Source organism: Cupriavidus sp. 10L45, from assembly GCF_056395225.1.
On record NZ_JBFTJC010000001.1, the window covers coordinates 625,579 to 647,424 of the forward strand.

The following is a 21,846-nucleotide window of genomic DNA, read 5'->3' on the forward strand; positions in this document are numbered from 1 at the left end:
GAAAAACGGGGCGCATGCCGCAGTGGCATGCGCCCCGTTCTCATTGGAGCGTGGGGATCAGAACCCGCCGCGCCCACCGCCGCAGATGATGGTCTGGCCGGTGACGTAGTCGGACTCGGGGATGCAGAACATGAAGACCGAACCGGCGGCTTCCTCGGGCGTGCCCGGGCGGCCCAGTGCGATTTCCTTGCTGGCCTGCACGATGCGGTCCGGGTTCACGCCGACCTTGATGTCGCGCCCTTCGATGCTGACGGTCTTCTCTTCGGCGGTCGGCTCGGTCAGGCGCGTGGCGATGAAGCCGAACGCCACGCAATTCACGTTGACCTTCATGCGGCCCCACTCGCGGGCCAACGTCTTGGTCATGCCCATCACGCCGGCCTTGGCGGCCGAGTAGTTGACCTGGCCGGCGTTGCCCTGCGTGCCGGAGGTCGACGAGATATTGACCACCTTGCGGAACACCTCGCGGCCGTCCGCCGCCTCGGCCTTGCTGGCCTCGCGGAAGTAGGGCTGGGCGGCGCGCAGCAGGTTGAAGGGCGCCTTGAGGTGGCAGTCAAGAATCGCGTCCCACTGCTCGTCGCTCATCTTCTGGATCACGTTGTCCCAGGTGTAGCCGGCGTTGTTGACGATGATGTCGATGCCGCCGAACGATTCCAGCGTGGCCTTGACGAGGCGGTCGCCGAAGTCCGGCGCCGTGACGTTGCACGGAAAGGCCAACGCCTGGCCGCCGGCGGCGCGGATCTCCGCCACGACTTCGTTGGCCGGGGCGGCGTCGAGGTCGTTGACGACCACGCTGGCGCCCTCATTGGCGAATTTCAGCGCGATGCAGCGGCCGATGCCGCGTCCCGCACCGGTGACGATGGCGACCTTGCCTTCCAGTTTCCTGCTCATGGTGTGACTCCTCTTGTCTCTTGTAGATGGGTAGCGTCAGTTCTTGCCGTAGAGCGTGACCACGCACGCGCCGCCAAGACCGAGGTTGTGTTGCAGGGCCAGGCGCGCGCCTTCCACCTGGCGCTTGTCGGCCGTGCCGCGTAGCTGATGGGTCAGTTCGTAGCACTGGGCCAGCCCGGTGGCGCCGAGCGGGTGTCCCTTCGAGAGCAGGCCGCCGGACGGGTTGGTCACGACCTTGCCGCCATAGGTGTTGTCGCCGTCCATCACGAACTTCTCGCCCTCGCCGGTGGGGCAGAAGCCGAGCGCCTCGTAGCTCAGCAGCTCGTTCTGGGCGAAGCAGTCGTGCAACTCGCATACGTCGATGTCCTGCGGGCCGATGCCGGCACGCTCGTACACCTGCTTGGCGGCGGCGCGGGCCATATGGCCGCCGACGTAGCTGATCATCGAGGGCGGATCGAACGATTCCACCGGGTCCGTCGTCATCGACTGGGCCACGATGACCACATCCGAACGCAGGTTGTGCTTGCGGGCAAAGCGCTCCGAGACGATCAGCGCGGCGGCGGCGCCGCACGTCGGCGGGCAGGCCATCAGGCGGGTCATCACGCCGGGCCACATCACCTTGTCGTTCATCACGTCTTCGGTGGTCAGCACGTTGCGGAACAGCGCCAGCGGGTTGTTGGCGGCGTGGCGGCTGGCCTTGGCGCGGATGGCGGCAAAGGTCTCCATGCGCGTGCCGTAGCGCTGCATGTGCTCGCGGCCCGCGCCGCCGAAGCTGCGCAGGGCCTGGGGAATGTCCGTGACGTCCTCGGTCAGCTTCTTCAGGATCGGCTGGAAACGCGCGCGCGTGGGCGGGCGGTCGTCCCAGTGGGACTTCAGCGCGCCGGCCTGCATCTGCTCGAAGCCGAGCGCCAGCACGCAGTCGGCATCGCCCAGCGCCACGGCCTGGCGGGCCAGGTACAGCGCGGTGGAACCCGTCGAGCAGTTGTTGTTGACGTTGACGATGGGAATGCCGGTCAGGCCCACCTCGTACAGCGCGGTCTGGCCGCAGGTGGAGTCGCCGTAGACGTACCCCGCATAAGCCTGCTGGACCAGCTCGTAGCCGATGCCGGCATCGGCCAGCGCGCGGCGCACGGCTTCGGCGCCCATGTCGGTGTAGCTGGCGCTCGCGCCGGGCTTGGCGAACGGGATCATGCCCACGCCGCCGATGATGACTTTCTCGCTCATATCTATCCTCTCTCTATAGGGGGGAGCCGCCCGCCGTTACAGCTTGCGGGCAATCAGGTCGCGCATGACCTCGTTGGCGCCGCCCACCACGCGTGAGACGCGGTAGTCGGTAAAGGCCCGCGCGATGGGGTACTCGAGCATGTAGCCGTAGCCGCCATGGAGCTGGACCATATCGTCCAGACACTTCCACAGCGTCTCGGTGGCGTGCATCTTGGCGATGGCCGCCTCGTTCACGGTCAGCTTGCGGCGCAGGTGCTCGCCGAGGTAGTAGTCGACCATGGTGCGGATGGCCACGGCATGCGCCTTGGCGTCGGCCAGCTTGAAACGGGTGTTCTGGAAGTCCCAGATCGTGCCGCCGAAGGCCTTGCGCTCCTTCACATAGTCCACCGTGATGCCAAGCAGGCGCTCCAGCGCCACGGCGGCGTAGAGCGCGATGATCAGGCGCTCCTGGGCCAGCTCCTGCATCAGGTAGCCGAAGCCCTGGTTCACCTCGCCCAGCAGGTTGCTGGCCGGCACGCGTACGTTGTCGAAGAACAGTTCGGCGGTGTCCGCGGCGGGCTGGCCCACCTTGTGGAGCTTGCGGCCCCGGCGGAAGCCCTCGCGGTTGGTCTCCACCATGATCAGGCTGACACCCTTGGCGCCGGCCGCCGGATCGGTCTTGCAGATCACCATGATCATGTCGGCGCTCGTGCCGTTCGAGATGAACGTCTTGCTGCCGTTGATGACCCACTCGTCCCCATCCCGGACTGCCGTGGTGCGGCAGGCCTTGACGTCGGAGCCGCCACCGGGCTCGGTGATCGCCACGGCGAGGATGGTCTTGCCGGCGCAGATGTCGGGCAGCCAGCGCTGCTTCTGTTCCTCGGTGCCCAGCCGCGCGATGTAGGGCGCGACGATGTCCGAGTGCAGGGAAAACCCCGAGCCCGAGATCCCGGCGCGGTGCGTTTCCTCGAGCACGACCGCCGAGTGGCCGAAATCGCCGCCGCCGCCGCCGTATTCGGTGGGGATGGCCACGCAGAGCAGTCCTTCGCGGCCGGCCTTCAGCCAGCTCTCGCGGTCCACGCGGCCGTCCGCGTCCCACTGCGCCTGGCGCGGGGCGCATTCGCGCTCGAAGAAGCGCCGCGCGCTCTCACGGAGCATTTCGTGGTCTTCACGGAAAACGGTACGGGTTACTTCCACGGCACACCTCCTCTTCTGGTTATGGTCGGCGCGGCGTTGGGGGCACGCGCGGCCTGACGGAGATGATGGAGGGGGGGAAGGGGGGTGCGGCCTCCCCGGTTTGGGGAGGGGCGCGGCGCCGGGGGGCAGGGCGGTGGCGACTACCCGATTCGGGGAGGGGTGGTGCGCAATGCGGCCCCGCATCATTTCGCTCACCGCAGGCAGCCCGGGAGCCGCCAGGCGCTTGTCAATTCCGAACAGGAGAGTCTTCGTGGAAGTCGTTCGTAATGTTTATCGTGAAGATCACGAGCAGTTCCGCACCACCGTGCGCCGTTTCCTCGAGCGTGAATGTCTGCCGCGTCAGGAATCCTGGCTGGCCGACGGCATCGTCGACCGCGAGACCTGGCTGAAGGCCGGGCGCGAAGGCTTGCTGGGCACGTCCCTGCCGGAAGAGTATGGCGGTGGCGGTGGCGACTTCGGCCACGCGGCGATCATCGCCGAGGAAATGGCCGACGTGGGCGTCAGCGTGAGCTTCGGCCTGCATTCGGACATCGTCGCGCCCTACATCGCGCGGCTGGGCACGGAGGAGCAGAAGCAGCGCTGGCTGCCCGGCGTCTGCGCCGGCGAGACCATTCTCGCCGTGGCGATCACCGAGCCCGGCGGCGGCTCCGACGTCAAGGCCTGCCGCACCACGGCGGTCCGGGACGGCGACGAGTGGGTCATCAACGGCAGCAAGACGTTCATCTCGAACGGCTTTATCTCGGACATGGTGATGGTGATCTGCAAGACCGATCCCGCCGCCGGCGCCAAGGGCGTGAGCCTGATCATGGTGGAGACCAACCGCGAGGGCTTCCGCCGGGGCCGCAAGCTCCACAAGGTGGGCATGCACTCGCAGGACACCGCCGAGCTGTTCTTCGACAACGTGCGCGTGCCGGCCAGCAACCTGCTGGGCGAGGTCAACAAGGGCTTCGGCTACCTGATGCACGACCTGGCGCAGGAGCGCTTCATCATCGCCGTGGGCGCCGCCTCCAAGCTGGAGCGTCTGCTCGCCCAGACCGTCGAGTATGTGAAGGACCGCAAGGCCTTCGGCGGCACGATCTGGGACTTCCAGAACACCAAGTTCAAGCTCGCCGATATCAAGGCGAATGCCGTGGCGCTGCGCACGATGGTGGACTACTACCTCGGCGAGCACATGCGCCGGGGCCTCTCGGGCGAGGAAGCCGCGATCGCCAAGCTGTACTCGACGGAGGTGCTGTGGAAGTGCATCGACGACATGGTGCAGCTGCACGGCGGCTACGGCTACATGCTTGAGTACCCGATCGCCCGGGCGTTCGTGGACATGCGCATCGCCCGCGTCTATGGCGGGTCCAATGAAGTCATGCGTGAACTCATCACGCGCAAGATGTAAGCACAACAAGACCAGCGAGGAGACAAGGCAATGTCAAAGCATGCAGTGGTTGCCGGGGTCGGCATGATCCCGTTCAAGAAGCCGGGCCAGAGCGAGTCGTACAGCGTGATGGGTGCCACGGCGGCGAAGCTGGCGCTCGAGGATGCGGGCCTGCCGTACGACAAGATCCAGCAGGCCTTCGTCGGCTACGTCTATGGCGATTCCACCTGCGGCCAGGCCGCGCTGTACAAGGTGGGCGTGACGGGCATTCCCATCGTCAACGTCAACAACAACTGCTCGACCGGCTCCAGCGCGCTGTTCCTGGCGCGCCAGGCCGTGGAGTCGGGCGCGGTGGAATGCGCGCTGGCGCTGGGCTTCGAATTCATGCAGCCGGGCGCGCTCAAGGGCAAGTGGGATGACCGCGAGGGTCCGCTCGATGGCTTCACCGCGATTGGCGGCCACCTGATCCAGGACGCCGTGGATGCCGGCGTACCGCGCGCGCTGACGCTGTTCGGCGGCGCCGGCCGCGAGCATATGGAGCAGTACGGCACCAAGCTGGAGACCTTCGCCCGAATCCGCGCCAAGGCCAGCCGTCACGCCGCCAACAACCCGCTCGCTGTGTTCCGCGACGTGGTGACGCCGGAAGACGTGATGAACGAGAAGGTGATGTGGCCGGGCGTGATGACGCGCTCGATGGCCTGCCCGCCGACGTGCGGCGCGGCTGCCGCCATCGTCTGTACCGAGGCCTTCGCGCGCAAGCACAACCTGCGTACCGACGTGCGCATCCTGGCGCAGTCGATGACCACCGACGTGCCGGACAGCTTCGCGCCGCCGTCGATGATCCGCCTGGTGGGCTTCCACATGGCGCAGAACGCCGCCAAGGCCGTCTACGAGCAGGCTGGCGTGAGCCCGTCCGATATCCAGGTCTGCGAGCTGCACGACTGCTTCGCGCACAACGAGCTGCTGACCTATGAGTCGCTCGGGTTCGCCAAGGTGGGCGAGGCCGAGAAGATGGTGATGGACGGCGACAACACCTACGGCGGCAAGGTCGTCACCAATCCGTCGGGCGGCCTGCTCTCCAAGGGCCATCCGCTGGGCGCGACGGGTCTCGCCCAGTGCTACGAACTGACCAACCAGCTGCGCGGCACGGCCGACAAGCGCCTGGTGGAGAACGTGCAGCTCGCGCTGCAGCACAACCTCGGCCTGGGCGGCGCCTGCGTGGTGACGCTCTACGGCCGCGGCTGAACCGTCCAATCGAAGAGGAGACAAGAACATGGCAGACAAGAGCATGATCGGGCTCGGCCTGGGCAAGGGCTCGATAGAGGTCGAGAAGGGGCGCCTGCGCTTCTTCGCCAAGGCCATCGGCGAGACCGATGCGATCTACACCGACGAAGCCGCCGCGCGGGATGCCGGACATCCCACGCTGCCGGTGCCGCCGACCTTCCTGATGTGCCTGAACAGTGACGTCTCGGCAGGCGTGGACCGCATGGGCCTGCTGAAGCTGGACCTCGCGCGCATCCTGCACGCCGAGCAGGCGTTCGACTATCACCAGATGGCCTACGCCGGCGACACGCTGCATTTCGAAACCACCGTGACCGATGTGTACGACAAGAAGGGCGGCGCGCTGCACTTCGTGGTCAACACGACGCGTGTGACCAACCAACGTGGCGAGCACGTGGCCGACATGCGCGGCACGCTCGTGGAACGCCGTGGCTAAGGAGACAACGACCATGCAAGCCCCCCGTTTCAACGATGTGAAGGTTGGCGACCAACTCCCGCCGCTGGCCCTGCCGGCGATCAACCGCACCACGCTGGCGCTGTACTGCGGCGCCTCCGGCGACCACAACCCGATCCACATCGATCTGGACTTCGCCCGCAAGGCGCGCATGCCGGACGTGTTCGCGCACGGCATGCTCTCCGCCGCCTACCTGGGCCGCCTGCTGACCGGCTGGGTGCCGCAGACGCAGGTGCGCAATGTGGCCATCCGCTTCACCGGCATCACGCACCTGGGCAATCAGCCCACCTGCACCGGCGTGGTGACCGAGAAATTCGAGGCCGATGGCGAGCAGCGCGTGAAGGTGGCGCTGCGCTGCGCCAACCAGTATGGCGAGGACAAGCTGCTGGGCGAAGCCATCGTCGCCCTGAAGTAAGCCGGCTCCCCATCGCACCCCAGACGAATCGATACAGGAAGAACAGACATGAGCAAACTCGCAGGCAAGTCCGCCATCGTCACCGGCTCGGGCCGTGGCATTGGCCGTGAAGTGGCGCTGAAGCTGGCATCCGAAGGTGCCCGCGTGGTGGTGAACGACCTGGATGCCGATCCGGCCGCCGAAGTGGTGGAGCTGATCCGCGCGCAGGGTGGCGAAGCCGTGGCATGCGTCGGCAGCGTCACTGCTCCCGATTTCGCCGACCGCCTGGTCAAGACAGCCGTCGAGCACCACAAGGGCATCGACATCATCATCAACAATGCCGGCTACACCTGGGACAACGTCATCCAGAAGATGACCGATGAGCAGTGGTATGCCATCCTTGACTGCCACCTGACCGCGCCGTTCCGCATCCTGCGCGCCGCCCAGCCGGTGATCAGCGCCGCTGCCAAGGCCGAAGCGGCCGAGGGCCGCGAGGTGTTCCGCAAGATCGTCAATATCTCGTCCGGCGCGGCGGGCGGCAACCCGGGCCAGTCGAACTACTCGGCAGCCAAGGCCGGCATCCTGGGCATGACCAAGACCCTGGCCAAGGAATGGGGCCGCCTCAAGGTCAACGTGAACGCAGTGGCCTTCGGCCTGATCGAAACGCGCCTGACGCAGGCACTGGCCGGCGACCAGAGCAAGACCGTCACCATCGAAGGCCGCGAGATCAAGGTCGGTGTGCAGCAGGCGATGCTCGACGGCGTGAGCCGCATGACGCCGCTGGGCCGCGCCGGCAAGCCGGAAGAAGCGGCTGGCGCCGTGTATCTGTTCTGCACGCCGGAGTCGAACTTCCTGTCCGGGCAGGTCGTCTACTGCGGTGGTGGCCCCGGCGGCAATTTCTAAGCCCGGCTGCACCCGGAAGACCCACAGAGCGGCCCGACAAGAGGCCGCTACCGCCCCTCTCGGTTGGTGACGGAGACACATCGCATGTACATGACACAATCGCTGCACAGATCGCTGCAGCAACGGCCGGACAAGACGGCCGTGCGTTTCCAGGGCCGCAGCCAGACCTATGCCGAACTGGCCGACCGCGTGGCGCGGCTGGCCGGCGCGCTGAAGAAGCTCGGCGTGACCGACGGCGAGCGCGTGGCGATGTTCTCGCTCAATTCGGCCCGCTATATCGAGTACTACATGGCCGTGCCGTGGGCCGGCGCGGCGCTCAATCCGGTGAACACGCGCTGGAGCGCGGCCGAGATCCTGTATTCGTTCAATGACTCGGGCACCGCCGTCCTGATCGTCGACGACCCCTTCACGGTCGTCGCCCGCAAGGTGGCCGCCGAATGCCCGACGTTGCGCCACGTCATCTACGCCGGCGACGGTGAGACGCCCGAGGGCATGCTGAACTACGAGGCACTGGTCGCCGACAGCGAACCGGTGGAAGACGCCTACCGCCACGGCGACGACCTGGCCGGCATCTTCTACACGGGCGGCACCACGGGCTTCCCGAAGGGCGTGATGCTCAGCCACACGAACCTCGTTTCCTCGGCTTGCAACCAGCCGATGACGGGCACTTTCGACGAAACCATCGTGATGCTGCACGTCATGCCGATGTTCCACCTGGCGTGTTTCGCGGCGATCAACGCCGTCTTCCTGGTCGGTGGCACGCACGTGCCGATGACGGCTTTCGATCCGGGCCAGATGCTGGAGACCATTGCGCGCGACCGCGTGACCTCGGTGCTGCTGGCGCCGACCATGATCCAGATGGGGCTCGACTGGCGCGAACAGAATCCGCAGCGCTCGGCCGATCTCGACCTGTCGTCGCTCGGCCTGATCCGCTACGGCGCTTCGCCGATGACGCCCGCGCTGCTGGCCCGTACCCGGGCCGCGTTCCCGAACGCGCAGTTCGCGCAGGGCTATGGCATGACCGAATTGGCGCCGGTGGCCACGCTGCTCGGCCCCGAGTATCACAGTGAGGCCGCCCTGGCGAGCGGCAAGATGCACTCGGTGGGACGCCCCGCGCCGATGGTGGAAGTGAAGATCGTCGACCAGCAGGGCCGCGAGGTGCCGCGCGGCACGGTGGGGGAGATCGCCGTGCGCGGCCCCAACGTGATGCTCGGCTACTGGAACCAGCCGGAAGCGACCGCGGAGGCCGTGCGCAACGGCTGGATGCATACCGGCGACGGCGGCTACATGGACACGGACGGCTTCGTGTTCCTGGTCGACCGCATGAAGGACATGATCATCAGCGGTGGCGAGAACGTCTATTCCGCCGAGGTGGAGCGCGCGCTGGCGAGCCACCCGGCGGTGGCGCAAGTCGCCGTGATCGGCGTGCCGCACGAGAAGTGGGGCGAGTCCGTGCATGCGGTGGTGGTGCTGAAGGCGGGCGCGGAAGCCACGCTCGAGTCGATCCAGAACCATTGCCGGGAGCTGATCGCGGGGTACAAGATCCCGCGCAGCGCCGAGTTCGTCGACGGCCTGCCGCTGTCCAGCGTCGGCAAGGTGCTCAAGAACGAGCTGCGCAAACGCCACTGGAAGTCGTAGACGTCGATGGTCGCGTCTCCCTGCATCCTGCCCAAGATCGTGCCGCCGCGCCCCGCAAGCGACGCGATCTCGCGCGATCGGCTGATCGGCCGGCTGCAGGCCGCCAGCGACCGCAAGCTGGTGCTGCTCACGGGCGGCGCCGGCTTCGGCAAGACGACGCTGATGGCGCAGTGGCGCCAGCGGCTCGACAAGGCCGGCGCGCGCGTGGCCTGGCTCACGCTGGCCATGCAGGATGGCGCATTGCCGACGTTCCGCGCCATTCTGGCCGGGGCGCTCGGGCACGCGGGCCTCGCCATCGAGGCTGGCGAGGGCGGGGAGGGCAGCGAGGCGTTGATCGCGTCGCTGCTGGAAGTGCTCGCGCGCACGCCGGCCGACCTGTACCTGATGATCGACGATTTCCATCATGTGCAGGACCCCGCCACGCTGACGCTGGTGCAGGCGTTGACCGACGCCATCCTGCCCGGCCTGCATCTGGTGATCGCCTCGCGCACCGTGCCTGCGCTGCGGCTCGGGCGCCTGCGGGCCATGGAAGAGTTCGTGGAAATCGACGGGGCCGAACTGACGTTCGACTTCGACGAGACGGCGGCTTTCCTGACGGCGCGTGCCGGCGTGCCGGCCAATGCCGAGGTGGCGCGGCAGGTGCACGAGATTACCGAAGGCTGGCCGGTGGGCGTACGGCTGGCGGGCCGCACGCGCGACGCCGCCTGCGATAGCGCCGGCGATATGCCGGCCCGCGTGGGCGACGGCGGCAACCTGGAGGCTTACCTGTCGGAGGAGGTCATCGACGAACTGCCGGCCGAGTTGCTCGACTTCATGCTGCATGTGTCGGTGCTGCGCAGCTTCCAGGCTGACCTCGCGGCATTCGTCACCAGCCGCGACGATGCCGCGACCCTGATCGACCAGATTCTGGGGCGCCACGTGTTCCTGCGGCGCGTGGACCGCCGCGACGATCTGGCGTGGTATCGCTTCCATCCGATGTTCGTCGCCTACCTGGACAAGCGCCGGGCGCAGGCGGGCATCGACCCGAAGCCACTGCACCGCCGCGCGGCGCTCTGGTTCGTGCAGCAGGGGCGGTTCGCCGACGCGATGCGCAGCGCCGCGCTCTGCGACGACCTGGAGCTTGCCACGCAACTGGTCGATGGCGGGCTGCCGCCGGCGCATTCGCTGGCGCACCTCGGCGTGGTGGCGCGCTGGACCGAAAGCGTAGGCGGAAACCGCATGGCGGCCCATCCGCGCCTGTTGCGCATGGGCGCGTGGGCGTCCGCGCTGACCGCGCGCATGGACCTTGCCGAACGCTGGCTCACGCGTCTGGAGACCACGGCGGAAGCCGACGGCCTGGCCGAAGACCCCATCGAGCTGCGCCATCGGCTGCTGCTGCGCGCCGTGCTGGCCACCCATGGCGACGACGAGCCCAGCGCGCGCGCCGCCTTGCAGGGGCTGGATGCGATCCCGGCGCGGTCGCTGCCGGGTGGGCTGGAGGATGTTGAACTGGCGGTGCGCCTGCACTGGCTCTCGGCACAGGGCCACCATCTGGCGGCGCGCTGCCTGTACAGCGCCCCGGCGGCACGCGCCACGCGCACCGGCCGTGGCGAGCTGGCGCTGGTGGCGGCGGCCGCGGCGGCCAACGTGGCGATGCGCGAAGGCAACGCACTCGAGGCGGAGCGCATCGGCGCCACCGCGCTGCGCCGCGCGCGGACCATCCACGGCAGCGGGGCGCTCTGCGCGACCCTTTGCGCCGGCGTGGTGGCGCAGGCATGGTTCGAACTCGACCGCCTGGACGAGGCGTACGCCGCGCTGGCGGCGTGCCGGGTGCGCCTGCGCGGGGCCTCGGCGGAACTGAAGGTGCGCGCCGCGCGCGTCTTCGGCCGCATCCAGGCCCTGCGCGAGGCCCCGCAGGATGCGCTCGCCTACTTCACGCGCGCGGAGGCGCATTTCCGGGCGACGGGCATGGATCGCGGCGTGGTGGCAATGGTCGCCGAACAGCAGCGGCTGGTGCTGTCCTATGGCGACCGCCGTCACGCGCAGGCCCTGCAGGCGGTGCTCGACGGCTACGCGGCACGGCATCCGGGCGATGGCATTCACGATGTGGAGATTGGCGCGACGGCGGCGTTGGGACGCGCGCGGCTGGCGCTGGCGCAGGACGCTCCGCAGGAGGCGCTGTCCGCGCTGGAGACGCTGCGACGGTTTGCTGCCGTGCGCGGGTGCGAGCGCCTGCAGGCCGTGGCCGACCTGCTACAAGCCCGCGCGCTTGAAGCGCTGGGCCGCAGCGCACAGGCCCAGGCTTGCGCGCAGTCGGCCGTGGCCACGTGCTACCGGCTCGGGCTCCATCGCACCTTGATCGAGGAGGGCGCCGGCCTGCACCCGATGCTGCTGCGCGCCGCCACGCATGGTGGCGCGGCGCTGGTCGACCATGTGCGCGCGCTGCTGGGCGAGTCGGGCGGTGTCTCGGCGCCAGCCATGGCCCCCGCGCCCGTTTCGACCGTTTCGACCGCTTTGCCCGCCTCACCCCCGCCGGCACCCGCCGCGCCGGTGCGCACCATCGCCGCCACGCCGGGACTCACCCGGCGCGAACAGGAGGTGCTTGCGCTGCTCGAACAGTCCATGTCGAACAAGCGGATTGCGCTGACGCTGAACATCAGCGTGCAGACGGTCAAGTGGAACCTCAAGAAGATCTTCGTCAAGCTGCAGGTGACCAGCCGCTACGAAGCCATCGTCGCGGCCCGCAAGCTCGCCACCTGCGAGCAGTGAGCCGGGCATCCTCGTTTCAAACACCCGAAGTCCAACCCTCAGGGAGACACAGCGCATGTATCAGCTCGACCATTTCTATATTGGCGGCCAATGGGTGGCGCCAGCGGCGGGCGCCGGCCGCTTCGACATCGTCAATCCGGCCACCGAGGCGGTGATTGGCCACGTGGCCATGGGCGGCGCGGCCGATGTCGATGCCGCCGTGGCGGCGGCCCGGGCGGCCTTCCCGGCCTGGTCGGCCACCACCCGCGAAGCCCGCGTGGACGTGCTGACGCGGCTGATCGCGCTGTACAAGACGCGCATGGACGATATCGCGCTGGCCATCCACCACGAGATGGGCGCGCCGCAATGGCTGTGCAAGGTCAAGCAGGCGCCGCTCGGCCTGCAGATGCTGGAGTCGGCGCTGGCCGCGCTGAAGGAAGCGGACTTTACCCGGCAGCTGGGTGGCACCGAGGTGGTCAGCGAGCCGATTGGCGTGGCCGCGCTGATCACGCCGTGGAACTGGCCGGTGACGACGATCGCCACCAAGGTGGGTTCGGCGCTGGCGGCGGGGTGCACGGTGGTGCTGAAGCCGTCGGAGCTGGCGCCGCTCGATGCGCGGATCTTCGCCGAGATCGTGCACGCAGCCGAGGTGCCGGCGGGGGTCTTCAATATGGTCTATGGCGATGGGCCGACGGTCGGCGCGGCGCTGTCGCGCCATCATGACGTCGATGTGATCTCGATTACAGGCTCCACGCGGGCCGGGATCGAGGTGGCGGCGGCTGCCGCCGGCACGGTCAAGCGCGTGCTCCAGGAGTTGGGCGGCAAGTCGGCCAACGTGATTCTGGACGATGCGGACCTGCGCGCGGCGGTCTCGGACGGCGTGATCAGCTGCATGATCAACTCCGGCCAGACCTGTGTGGCGCCTACGCGTATGCTGGTGCCGCGCCATCTGCACGAGCAGGTCGTGGCCATCGCGGGGGCCACGGTCGCCGCGCTGAAGGTGGGCGACCCGACGCAGCCCGACAGCAAGGTCGGTTCGATGGCCAACCGGGCCCAGTTCGAGAAGGTCCAGCGCCTGATCGGCATTGGCATCGAGGAGGGCGGGCAGGTGGTGGCGGGGGGTGTCGGCCGGCCCGAAGGGCTGGCGTCGGGCTATTTCGTGCGGCCGACCGTCTTCGCCAACGTCCGCAACGACGCCACCGTGGCGCGCGAGGAGATCTTCGGCCCGGTGCTGGCGATCATTCCTTATGACTCGGAGGAAGAGGCGATTGCCATCGCCAACGACACCGAATATGGGCTCGCCGCCTATGTCTGGTCGGGCGATCCGGCCCGGGCGCGCCGCGTGGCGGGACGTCTGCAGGCTGGCATGGTGCGGATCAACGGCGCCCAGCCGCACAGCGGCGCGCCATTCGGCGGATACAAGCGGTCTGGCAATGGCCGCGAGTTCGGCAGCTACGGGCTGGCTGAATATATGGAAGTCAAGGCCATCGCGGCCTGACTGGCGCCTGCTCCGGGTCTGGCGCCGGCTGGCGTCGGGCCCGATCTGAGACAGGGGCGCCGAAGATTTCTGTCCCGGCAATGCGCGTAGTCATTCCCGCGACATGGAATATGGGTATACGAGAACTAAAACAGATGCCCCGGGAAACGTTCCCAAAGCCATACATTATCAAGAGTGCAAAAAGCAGAAAGCCCCGCCAGTGGCGGGGCTTCCCAGGCAAGATATTGCCGGGCGCTTCAGGCGGTTATCAAACTGCCTGAATCTTCGTGGCCTGTTCGCCCTTCTGGCCCATTGCCTTGACGTAGCGGACCTTCTGGCCTTCCTTCAGCGACTTGAAGCCATTGCCTTCAATCGCCGAGAAATGCGCGAACAGGTCGTTGCCGCCTGCGTCCGGGGTGATGAAGCCGAAGCCCTTGGCGTCGTTGAACCACTTAACGGTACCGGTTTCCATATATCTTTCCAACCTTGAATTTCAGATGAGCGTAATCGCCCGACGAGGCATGATCTTCGCAACAGCCCGCGTCGAAAAATTCGTTAGAGGGCAGTGCGCATGCGAGGACCCATTCTGCCGGTTTTTTTTCGCGTGTCAATCGGACTAAGCCCCTAACGGTATTTCGGCATGCAAACAGCAGATATTAGAGTTTTCTACATCGAACACGGTTTTGTCTGACATCTCAACACCTTGGACGATGGTAAGACAGGGTTATCCGCATACCGAGTATCGATAGTCGGTACGAATTCGCGCGATTCCGTTCCGCCGGGCAGTTCGGTGGCCCCCTTCCCGCCATGGCGCCGAATGCTTCAAACTCCTGTACTCCATATGGACTATGGCGTTTGGCGGAGGATGCCACGACAATTGCCGCCAATAGAAAACAACGTCGTCTGGACACCAGGCGGCGCGCGCCCAAGGCGCAATTTGAACGTAGAACGGGGATTTTCATGTCAATCGAGCCATAGCCTGGCCGACCGGACGTGCATGCGCGCGTCGCCAGGGTCGGCCTGCCTCGGTCCACATCGGCCCATATCCGGGCTGGACGGACTCCCGCCACAATTTTTCACAATCCATTCCCAGCGAATGCCCTAGCATCGCCCCTTGCCCGGCACATTAGGGAAAATCCCGTATCGATGGCCACGGGGACGGGCATCGCGCGGGCAGCGCCGCCAACGGCGCGCCCAAGGCATAACAGAAGAAGCGGATAACAGCCAGTGAAGCAAGTGCAACGTTCAATCCGGGGACTTTTCGGCCATGCCGGCGATGCCAGCCAGGCGCCGTCACGGGCCGCCGCCCCATGGCAACGCGCCATGGCGGTCGTGGCGGTGCTGGCGTCCGCGCTCGGCGTGGTGCTGGGCACGCTGACGCCTTCGACGGCGGTTCAGGCCCAGCCGGCGGCCGATCTGGCCCGGCCGGCCGCGCCCAACGTCGCCTTCCATTACGGCAGCAAGCCCCCCGTGGACGCCCTGCAGGCCTTCGACGTTGCCGTGGTGGAGCCCGACAGCGGCTTCGATCCGCGCCGCGTCTCCACGCCGCAGACGGCGTGGTTCGCCTACGTGAGCCTGGGCGAGGTGCTGCCCAGCCGGGCCTACTTCCCGGACATCCCCAAGAACTGGCTGGTGGGCAGCAACGACGCCTGGCAGGCACGCGTGGTCGACCAGGCCGCCGACGGCTGGCCGGCATTCTATGTCGACAAGGTCATCGCCCCGCTGTGGGAGCGCGGCTATCGCGGCTTCTTCCTCGATACGATGGATTCCTATCACCTCGTGGCCAAGACCGACGCCGAGCGCGCCCGGCAGGAAGCCGGCATGGTGCGTGTGATCCAGGCCATCAAGGCCCGCTACCCCGAGGCCCGGCTGCTGTTCAACCGGGGCTTCGAGATCCTGCCGCAGGTCCACAGCCTGGTCTACGGCGTGGTGTTCGAATCGCTGTTCCGGGGCTGGAACCAGGCGCAGGGCCGCTATACGGAAGTCAGCCAGCAGGACCGCGACTGGCTGCTGGCGCAGGCCCGCGTCATCCGCGAGCAGTACAAGCTGCCGGTCATTTCCATCGATTACTGCCCGCCGACCGACCGCCGCTGCGCCCGTGACACCGCGCGCCGCATCCGCGCGCTCGGCATCACGCCGTACGTGACCGATTCCGGCTTGCAGACCGTGGGCGTCGGCCAGATCGAGGTCATGCCGCGCCGCGTGCTGGTGGTGCAGGAGAGCGAGCCCGGCGTGGCCATCGACAACACGGAAGGCGTGCGTTTCGTCTCCATGCCGATCAATTACCTGGGCTACCGGGTGGACTTCGCCGAGACGCGCGATCCGTTGCCCGAAATTGGCCCGGACCGCTATGCCGGCGTGGTGGTCTGGTCCAACGGCTATTTCACCCAGCAGCCCGGCCGTTTCCTGGCCTGGGTGGAGAAGCAGATCGCCCAGGGTGTGCCCGTGGTCTTCATGAACGGCTTCGGCGCCCCCGTGGCCGGCTCGCTGGCGCGTACGCTGGGGCTGAAGCCGGTGAAGGGACGCGTTTCCGGGCCGGTGTCGATTGTGTCGAAGGACCCGATGGTGGGCTTCGAGATGCCGGTCGCCCCAGACCGCACGGAGGCCGTGCCGGTGCAGGTGCAGGACGGCGCCGCCAACACGCGGTCGCTGCTGCGCATGCGATCGGGCACGCTGACCTTCGACGCCGCTGCCATCACGCCATGGGGCGGATACGTCACAGGCCCATACGCGGTGCGCCAGAACGTGGCGACCGACCAGGACCGCTGGACCATCCAGCCGCTCCAGTTCCTGCGCGAGGCGCTGCGCCTGCCGCAGATGCCCGTCCCCGATTCCACGACGGAGAGTGGCCGCCGCCTGCTGACCATCCATATCGATGGCGACGGCTTTGCCTCCAAGGCCGAGATCCCCGGCGGCGGTTTTTCGGGCGAGGTGCTGTTCCGCGAGATCTTCGACAAATACCGCCTGCCAATGACGATGTCCGTGATCGAGGGCGAGGTGGGCAAGTCGGGCATGTACCCGAAGCTGACGGCCGAGCTGGAGCCGATCGCCCGCAAGATCTTCGCCCAGCCCTACGTGGAAGTGGCCAGCCACACCTACTCGCACCCGTTCGAGTGGGGCCGCACCGTGCCCGGTCACGAGAACGACGCCCGGATCCAGGAGGGCGACGAGGCCTATCACCTGGCGATTCCCGGCTACAAGATGGACCTGAACCGCGAGATCGGCGGGTCGATCGACTATATCAACAAGGTGCTGGCGCCCCCGGGCAAGCCGGTGAAGATGGTGCTGTGGCCCGGCGACTGCCAGGCCCCGCCCGAGGCACTCAAGCTGACCGAGCAGGCCGGCGTGCTGAACATGAATGGTGGCGACACCATGATCACGCGCAGCAACCCGAGCTGGACCGCGATTGCGCCGCTGGGCATCCACAAGGCCGACAACACCTTCCAGGTCTTTGCGACCAACCAGAACGAGAACATCTACACCAACCTGTGGCACGGCCCGTACTACGGCTTCGAGCGCGTGATCGAGACCTACGAGCTGACCGAGAAGCCGTACCGCTTCAAGGCCGTGAACATCTACTACCACAGCTATTCGGGCACCAAGGTGGCGTCGCTGCGGGCGCTGCGCAAGGTCTATGACTACGTGCTCACGCAGCCGCTGCTGCCGATCCATTCCACCGACTACGTGCTCAAGGTCATCGACTGGCAGGGCATGGCCGTGGCGCGCGAGCTGGGCGAGGGCGCGAATGGTGAGAATGGTGAGATGGGCGCGCCGGCCGCCGGGGCCTGGGTGGTGCGGGGCGATGGCAACCTGCGCAACCTGCGCTGGAACGGCACGGGCGTGCCGGACGTGGCCACCGCGCGCGGCGTGACCGGCTCGTCGCCGGCGCCGGGCGGCGGTACCTACGTCCACCTCGACGGCGGCAATGCACGCTTTCAGATCGTGCCGGCCGCCACGCGCGCCGTGCCCGAGATCCCCGAGGCCAACGGCCTGGTGCGCGACTGGCAGCGCGACGGCCAGGTCACGCGCTTCCGTTTCAGCGGCTACTACAAGCCCTTCTTCCGGCTGGCCAACGCCGGCCAGTGCAGTGTGACGGTCGACGGCAAGCCCGTGGCCGGTGTGCGCGAGCGCAACACGCTGCGTATCGATACCCCCGCGGTGAATGATCCGATCCATGTCCAGCAACAAGTCGAAGTCCGCTGCGCCGGCTGAGCGCGAGCGGCTGTTGCCGCCCGCACTGGTCCTGACCTTCACCGCCATGGTGGGGGTGGGGCTGGCGCTGATGTTCCCGCGTGAAACGCTGCGCGAGCGCCTGCTCGGCCAGGGCCGCACCGTCGACGGCCTGACCGTGGCCTACCTCGAGGCGTGGTCGCGCGTGGCCCCCAACGACACCAGTTTCATGGGTGTGCTGGCGGAGCAGTACGCCCGCAGCGGCCGGCTCGACGACGCCGAGGCCATGCTCGCCCGCATGCAGGCGGTGCAGGGTGCGGACCTGAGTGGCCCGATCCTGCGCACCCGGATCGAGATCTCCCAGCAGCGCGCCTACGCGGCGCTGCCGGAGACGCCCGAGCGCGCGCGGCGGCTGGCGATGATGAACGACCTGCTGAAGGACGCCACCACGCCGGCGCAGATGCGCAAGTGGTCGCTCGCCGATCTGCAGGCGCTGGCCACGCAGTCGCGCCAGATCGGTGCGGCGGACCCGGCCGGCAAGCTGTTCCGCGAACTGGCCGTGCGTGACCCCGGCAACGCGGACTTCTACAACAAGCAGCTCGCCGGCATCGCGCTGGCCGGCGGCAACTATCGCGACTCCGCCCAGGCGCTGTTCGACGCCCAGGCGCGCGCCAAGAACCTGTACGAGCAGCGCACGCTGTTCCTGCAGGCGCTGCAGACGCTGCAATCGGGCAACCTGCTCGACGAAGCGCTGGCGGAAGCCGAGCGTCGGGGCGGCAAGCTGCTCGACGATGCCGAGGTGCTGCGCTACCTGACCAAGCTGGCGCTGGCGGCGGGCAAGCCCGAGGTGGCGGCGAAGTACGTGGAGCGGCTGCTGAAGCTGTCGGCCAACAAGCCGATGGGCGCGACGCTGCTCGCGCAGGCCCATCTGCGCCGTGTCTCCGACACCGAGCCGTGGCTGGCCCGCGAGGTGGTGTTCCTCGACGGCCCGCGCGGCGTGAAGCTGCGCGACAAGCTGGCGGCAGCCGGCGAACTTGGCGTGCGCCACGTGGCGGACACCGGCAATGTCTCGCAGGCCGACGCCCAGGCGGCGGCCAAGGCCGAAGTGGCGGCTGCGGCAGCCGAAGGCAAGGCGTTCAATGCCGACGACTACGATCTCGCCTATCGCGTGTTCCTGGCCGCCGGCAAGCTCGACCAGGCGCAGCGCGTGGCGCAGACCGCCGTGCAGAAGCTGCCGAACGAGCCGGTCTGGCGTGAGCGGCTGGCGCAGGTGGCCGAATGGAACCGCCAGCCGATGATCGCGCTGCAAAGCTGGCTCCAGTACGCCCAGGCCACCAACGACGAGCGCGCGTGGAACAACGTCATGCGGCTGGCCCCGGGCCTGTCCGACGACCGCGCCTATCTGGCGGCGCTGCGGCACCGCGCCGGCGGCGGCGACCTGAAGACCATCGACGAGGTGGTGGCTGCCTACGAGCGGCTGGGCGAGCCCGAGGCCGGCATGGCCTTCCTCGATTCCCTGAGCAGCGGCCCGCACGCCCGCGAGGTGATGGAGCGTAACGCGCAGCTGGCCGAGCGCGCAGGCCGCGACGGCCGTGCCTTCGAGCTGTACGGCCAGCTGCAACAGCGCTTCGGCCCCCGGCCCGAGTACGCGCTCAAGCGCGCCAATATGCTCTACGTGGGTGGCCGGCTGACGCAGGCCATGGACGCGATGCTGCCCGCGCGCGCCAAGGCCGGCCCGCGCGACCTGCTGTACTGGCGCACCTACACGGACCTCGCGCGGCTGACGCAGCGCGACGACCTGCTCGCGGACGGCTACCGCCAGATGATGATCGCGGTCAGCAACACGCACGACGACCATTGCATGACGATGCCGCCCGGCGCCGCGCGCAACGACTGTCTGGCCGAAGTGCGCGATACCGAGGAAGCCGATTTCTCGAACCTGATCCAGTACTACGACAAGACGCCGATCGATGCCGGCCGGATTGCCGAGGCCGGCTGGCGCAAGGGCGGCAAGCGCGAGCAGCTCGAACTGGCCATCTATTACTACACGCGTGCCCATGCCTACGTGCGCGTGGAGCGGCTGTTCGCCAGCCTGACGCCGGAGCAGAAGCGCGACGCCGAAGGATCGGCCACGTTCCTGATGCGCCGCGCCGAATACTGGCGCCTGACCGGCGACCGCGAGCACGCGCTGGCCGACCTGCGCCACGCGGTGGGCCAGCCCGATGCGGACAGCGAGACCTTCGCCGCGCTGCTGTGGGCGCTGGTCGACATGGGCACGGACAGCGAAGTGCGCGCCGTGATGCTGCGCCTGAAGCCCGAGGCCGAGGACGATCCCGGTCTCTGGGGCGCCTACGCCGCCGGCGCCATGCGCTTCCAGGACGGCCGCACGGCGCTGCACTACCTGCACAAGATCCAGATGGGCAAGAGCGCCGATCCGCTCTGGCTGGGCCTGCTGGCCGATGCGTACGAGGCCATCGGCCAGACGCAGATGGCGTGGCGCATCCGCAAGCAGGCGTGGATCGACCTTCACAAAGCGTGGTCGCCTGCCGGGCTGCAGGGTGCCGATGCACCGCAGGCCGGCGAGGAGGACGACGCGGCCACTGACCCCGAAGACGAGGAAAACGCGCAGGGCGCCCCGGCGCGCGCGGACCTGCGCCGCCAGACGGTGGCGCTGGGCCAGGTGTTCGCGTCGGGCGATGTCTCGCGCAGCCTCGTCATCGAAATGCTGCGCCGCGACCGCGCGGAAGTGGCTGCGCGCCGTCAGTCGCCGGGGGATCTGCCGTCGGTCACCGGTGCGTCGAAGCTAGGCGAGGTGCCGGGCCTGCCGCCGCTGGTGGTGGCGCCGCCCGCCGAACTGACCGAGCGCGAGCGCCGTCGCCAGAGCCTGATCTCGGCCGCCAGCCGCGAGGTGGCGCTAGCCTGGGCGATGTCGTCGGAGTCGAACGAGCTGGCCCGCGCGTGGCTGGCGCGGCAGTACGTCAAGACGCTCCAGCGGCCGGCGTACGCCGAAGTGTCGATCGCGCTCGACAACAACGACCTGAACGCGCTGGACCGCATCATGGAGCGCCAGGCGGGCCGCGTGCCCGTGGCGAGCCAGATCGAGGCCAATCGCCAGCTTGACCGCATCTCGGCCGCGCAGACCCAGGCGTTCGAGACCCAGGAGCTGGCCCGCACCGACGACACCCTGCAGGAGACCCTGCAGGATGCGCTGCTGTTCAACGCGCAGGCCATCGAGCCGCGCGTGACCTTCCAGCACCAGAAGCCGCTCGAATACTTCGAATACAGCCTGGGCGCCGGTGCCCGGCTGTGGGACGGCTACGCGGTGGGCCTGCGCGGCGTGTTCCGCGACCAGCGCAGCACCGATCCGACCCAGCTGGCCAACGTGCCGGCGGGCGACCGCCGCGCCGAGCTGACGCTGGACTACCGCGACTCGCAGAAGCGCTGGCTGGTAGGCGTGGGCCGCCGCGACGGCCTGGAGAGCTTCACCACCGCGCGCATGACCGGCCAGTGGAATCTGGAAAGCCGGGTGTCGTTCACGACGCTGGCCGGCTACAACCAGCAGGCCGACGAGTCGTCGCAACTGCGCGTGGGCGGCATGAAGGATGTGCTGGGCGCCGGCGCCACGTGGCGGCTGGGCCTGCGCGAGTTCATCAGCGGACGCTTCGAGTACAGCCATTTCTACGGCCAGGACCGCAGCGCGCTGGGCCATGGCCTGCTGTTCGACGTCGAGGCCGGCTACCGCATCCGCACGCAGTATCCGGACTACACGGTACGCGCCGTGGCCACGCGCGGCATCTACACCCGCAACAGCGGCACGCTCACGCCGGCCCTGCAGCGGCTGATGCCGGCCGATGACGACGAGGCGAACACCGCGTTCTACATGCCGCAGAGCTTCACGCAGACCGGCGTGCTGTTCGGCTTCGGCACCGATCTGCTCGCCGAATACACGCGCAAGTGGCGGCCGTTCGCGGAGGTGGGGGCGCTGTACGACTCGCGCGCCGGCCACAACTTCCACGGGCAGGCAGGCCTGGCCGGGTCGGTGTTCGGCAACGACCACCTGGCGCTGTATATCTCGCACGACACCGCGGCCCGCACCAGCGGGACGCCGCTGACCGAGGTCGGCCTGCGCTATCGCTGGCTGTACTGAC

14 protein-coding genes are annotated in these 21,846 nt (G+C 68.0%); 10 read left to right on the plus strand and 4 right to left on the minus strand.

All coding sequences use genetic code 11. From position 1 onward, the window contains the following. Positions 1-57 precede the first annotated feature (57 nt). From AC1DFU_RS02820 to AC1DFU_RS02830, 3 genes are read right to left on the minus strand one after another with little or no spacing between them, the layout of a single operon-like run. Complete coding sequence (locus AC1DFU_RS02820) at positions 58-888, minus strand: SDR family NAD(P)-dependent oxidoreductase (protein ID WP_092297035.1); 831 nt, start codon at positions 886-888, stop codon at positions 58-60. Positions 889-924: 36 nt separating this feature from the next. Next, positions 925-2,112, minus strand: a complete 1,188-nt coding sequence (locus tag AC1DFU_RS02825; protein ID WP_092297037.1) for a lipid-transfer protein — start codon at positions 2,110-2,112, stop codon at positions 925-927. Positions 2,113-2,148: 36 nt separating this feature from the next. Beyond that, a complete protein-coding gene (locus AC1DFU_RS02830) occupies positions 2,149-3,288 on the minus strand; it encodes an acyl-CoA dehydrogenase family protein (RefSeq protein ID WP_092297040.1) in 1,140 nt (379 codons plus the stop codon). 250 nt (positions 3,289-3,538) lie between these two features. Here AC1DFU_RS02830 and AC1DFU_RS02835 point away from each other — a divergent pair, with 250 nt between their 5' ends. The 8 genes from AC1DFU_RS02835 to AC1DFU_RS02870 all read left to right on the plus strand — a co-directional run bounded on the left by AC1DFU_RS02835 (position 3,539) and on the right by AC1DFU_RS02870 (position 13,549). Beyond that, the gene (locus tag AC1DFU_RS02835) at positions 3,539-4,675 is read left to right on the plus strand and encodes an acyl-CoA dehydrogenase family protein (RefSeq protein ID WP_092297042.1); all 1,137 of its coding nucleotides are present in this window, start codon (positions 3,539-3,541) and stop codon (positions 4,673-4,675) included. A 30-nt stretch (positions 4,676-4,705) separates the two neighbouring features. After that, entirely contained in the window at positions 4,706-5,899 is a 1,194-nt protein-coding gene (locus AC1DFU_RS02840; RefSeq protein ID WP_477159817.1) for a lipid-transfer protein, read from the plus strand. A gap of 28 nt (positions 5,900-5,927) precedes the next feature. Next, positions 5,928-6,371 carry a MaoC family dehydratase N-terminal domain-containing protein gene (locus AC1DFU_RS02845; protein WP_092297048.1) on the plus strand — a complete coding sequence of 148 codons (444 nt, stop codon included), beginning with the start codon at positions 5,928-5,930 and terminating at the stop codon, positions 6,369-6,371. A gap of 13 nt (positions 6,372-6,384) precedes the next feature. Continuing rightward, positions 6,385-6,804, plus strand: coding sequence for a MaoC family dehydratase (locus AC1DFU_RS02850; RefSeq protein WP_092297051.1), 420 nt, complete (start codon positions 6,385-6,387; stop codon positions 6,802-6,804). A 48-nt stretch (positions 6,805-6,852) separates the two neighbouring features. Further along, positions 6,853-7,686 carry an SDR family NAD(P)-dependent oxidoreductase gene (locus AC1DFU_RS02855; RefSeq protein WP_441592874.1) on the plus strand — a complete coding sequence of 278 codons (834 nt, stop codon included), beginning with the start codon at positions 6,853-6,855 and terminating at the stop codon, positions 7,684-7,686. 84 nt (positions 7,687-7,770) lie between these two features. Then, on the plus strand, positions 7,771-9,324 hold the full coding sequence (locus AC1DFU_RS02860; RefSeq protein WP_092297057.1) for a long-chain-fatty-acid--CoA ligase: 1,554 nt from the start codon (positions 7,771-7,773) through the stop codon (positions 9,322-9,324). A 6-nt stretch (positions 9,325-9,330) separates the two neighbouring features. Then, entirely contained in the window at positions 9,331-12,072 is a 2,742-nt protein-coding gene (locus AC1DFU_RS02865; protein ID WP_441592875.1) for a winged helix-turn-helix domain-containing protein, read from the plus strand. Between the two features lie 55 nt (positions 12,073-12,127). Next, complete coding sequence (locus AC1DFU_RS02870) at positions 12,128-13,549, plus strand: aldehyde dehydrogenase family protein (protein WP_441592876.1); 1,422 nt, start codon at positions 12,128-12,130, stop codon at positions 13,547-13,549. 247 nt (positions 13,550-13,796) lie between these two features. Here the strand turns inward: AC1DFU_RS02870 and AC1DFU_RS02875 are convergent, their stop codons facing one another. Next, the gene (locus tag AC1DFU_RS02875) at positions 13,797-14,000 is read right to left on the minus strand and encodes a cold-shock protein (RefSeq protein WP_039009350.1); all 204 of its coding nucleotides are present in this window, start codon (positions 13,998-14,000) and stop codon (positions 13,797-13,799) included. 851 nt (positions 14,001-14,851) lie between these two features. On the opposite strand from AC1DFU_RS02875, the gene AC1DFU_RS02880 reads away from it, so the two are divergent. Both AC1DFU_RS02880 and AC1DFU_RS02885 read left to right on the plus strand, forming a co-directional pair. Continuing rightward, positions 14,852-17,740, plus strand: a complete 2,889-nt coding sequence (locus tag AC1DFU_RS02880) for a bifunctional glycoside hydrolase/polysaccharide deacetylase family protein (protein WP_441592946.1) — start codon at positions 14,852-14,854, stop codon at positions 17,738-17,740. Further along, a complete protein-coding gene (locus AC1DFU_RS02885) occupies positions 17,703-21,845 on the plus strand; it encodes a tetratricopeptide repeat protein (protein ID WP_441592877.1) in 4,143 nt (1,380 codons plus the stop codon). The genes AC1DFU_RS02880 and AC1DFU_RS02885 overlap by 38 nt, the downstream gene beginning before the upstream one ends. Position 21,846 lies beyond the last annotated feature (1 nt).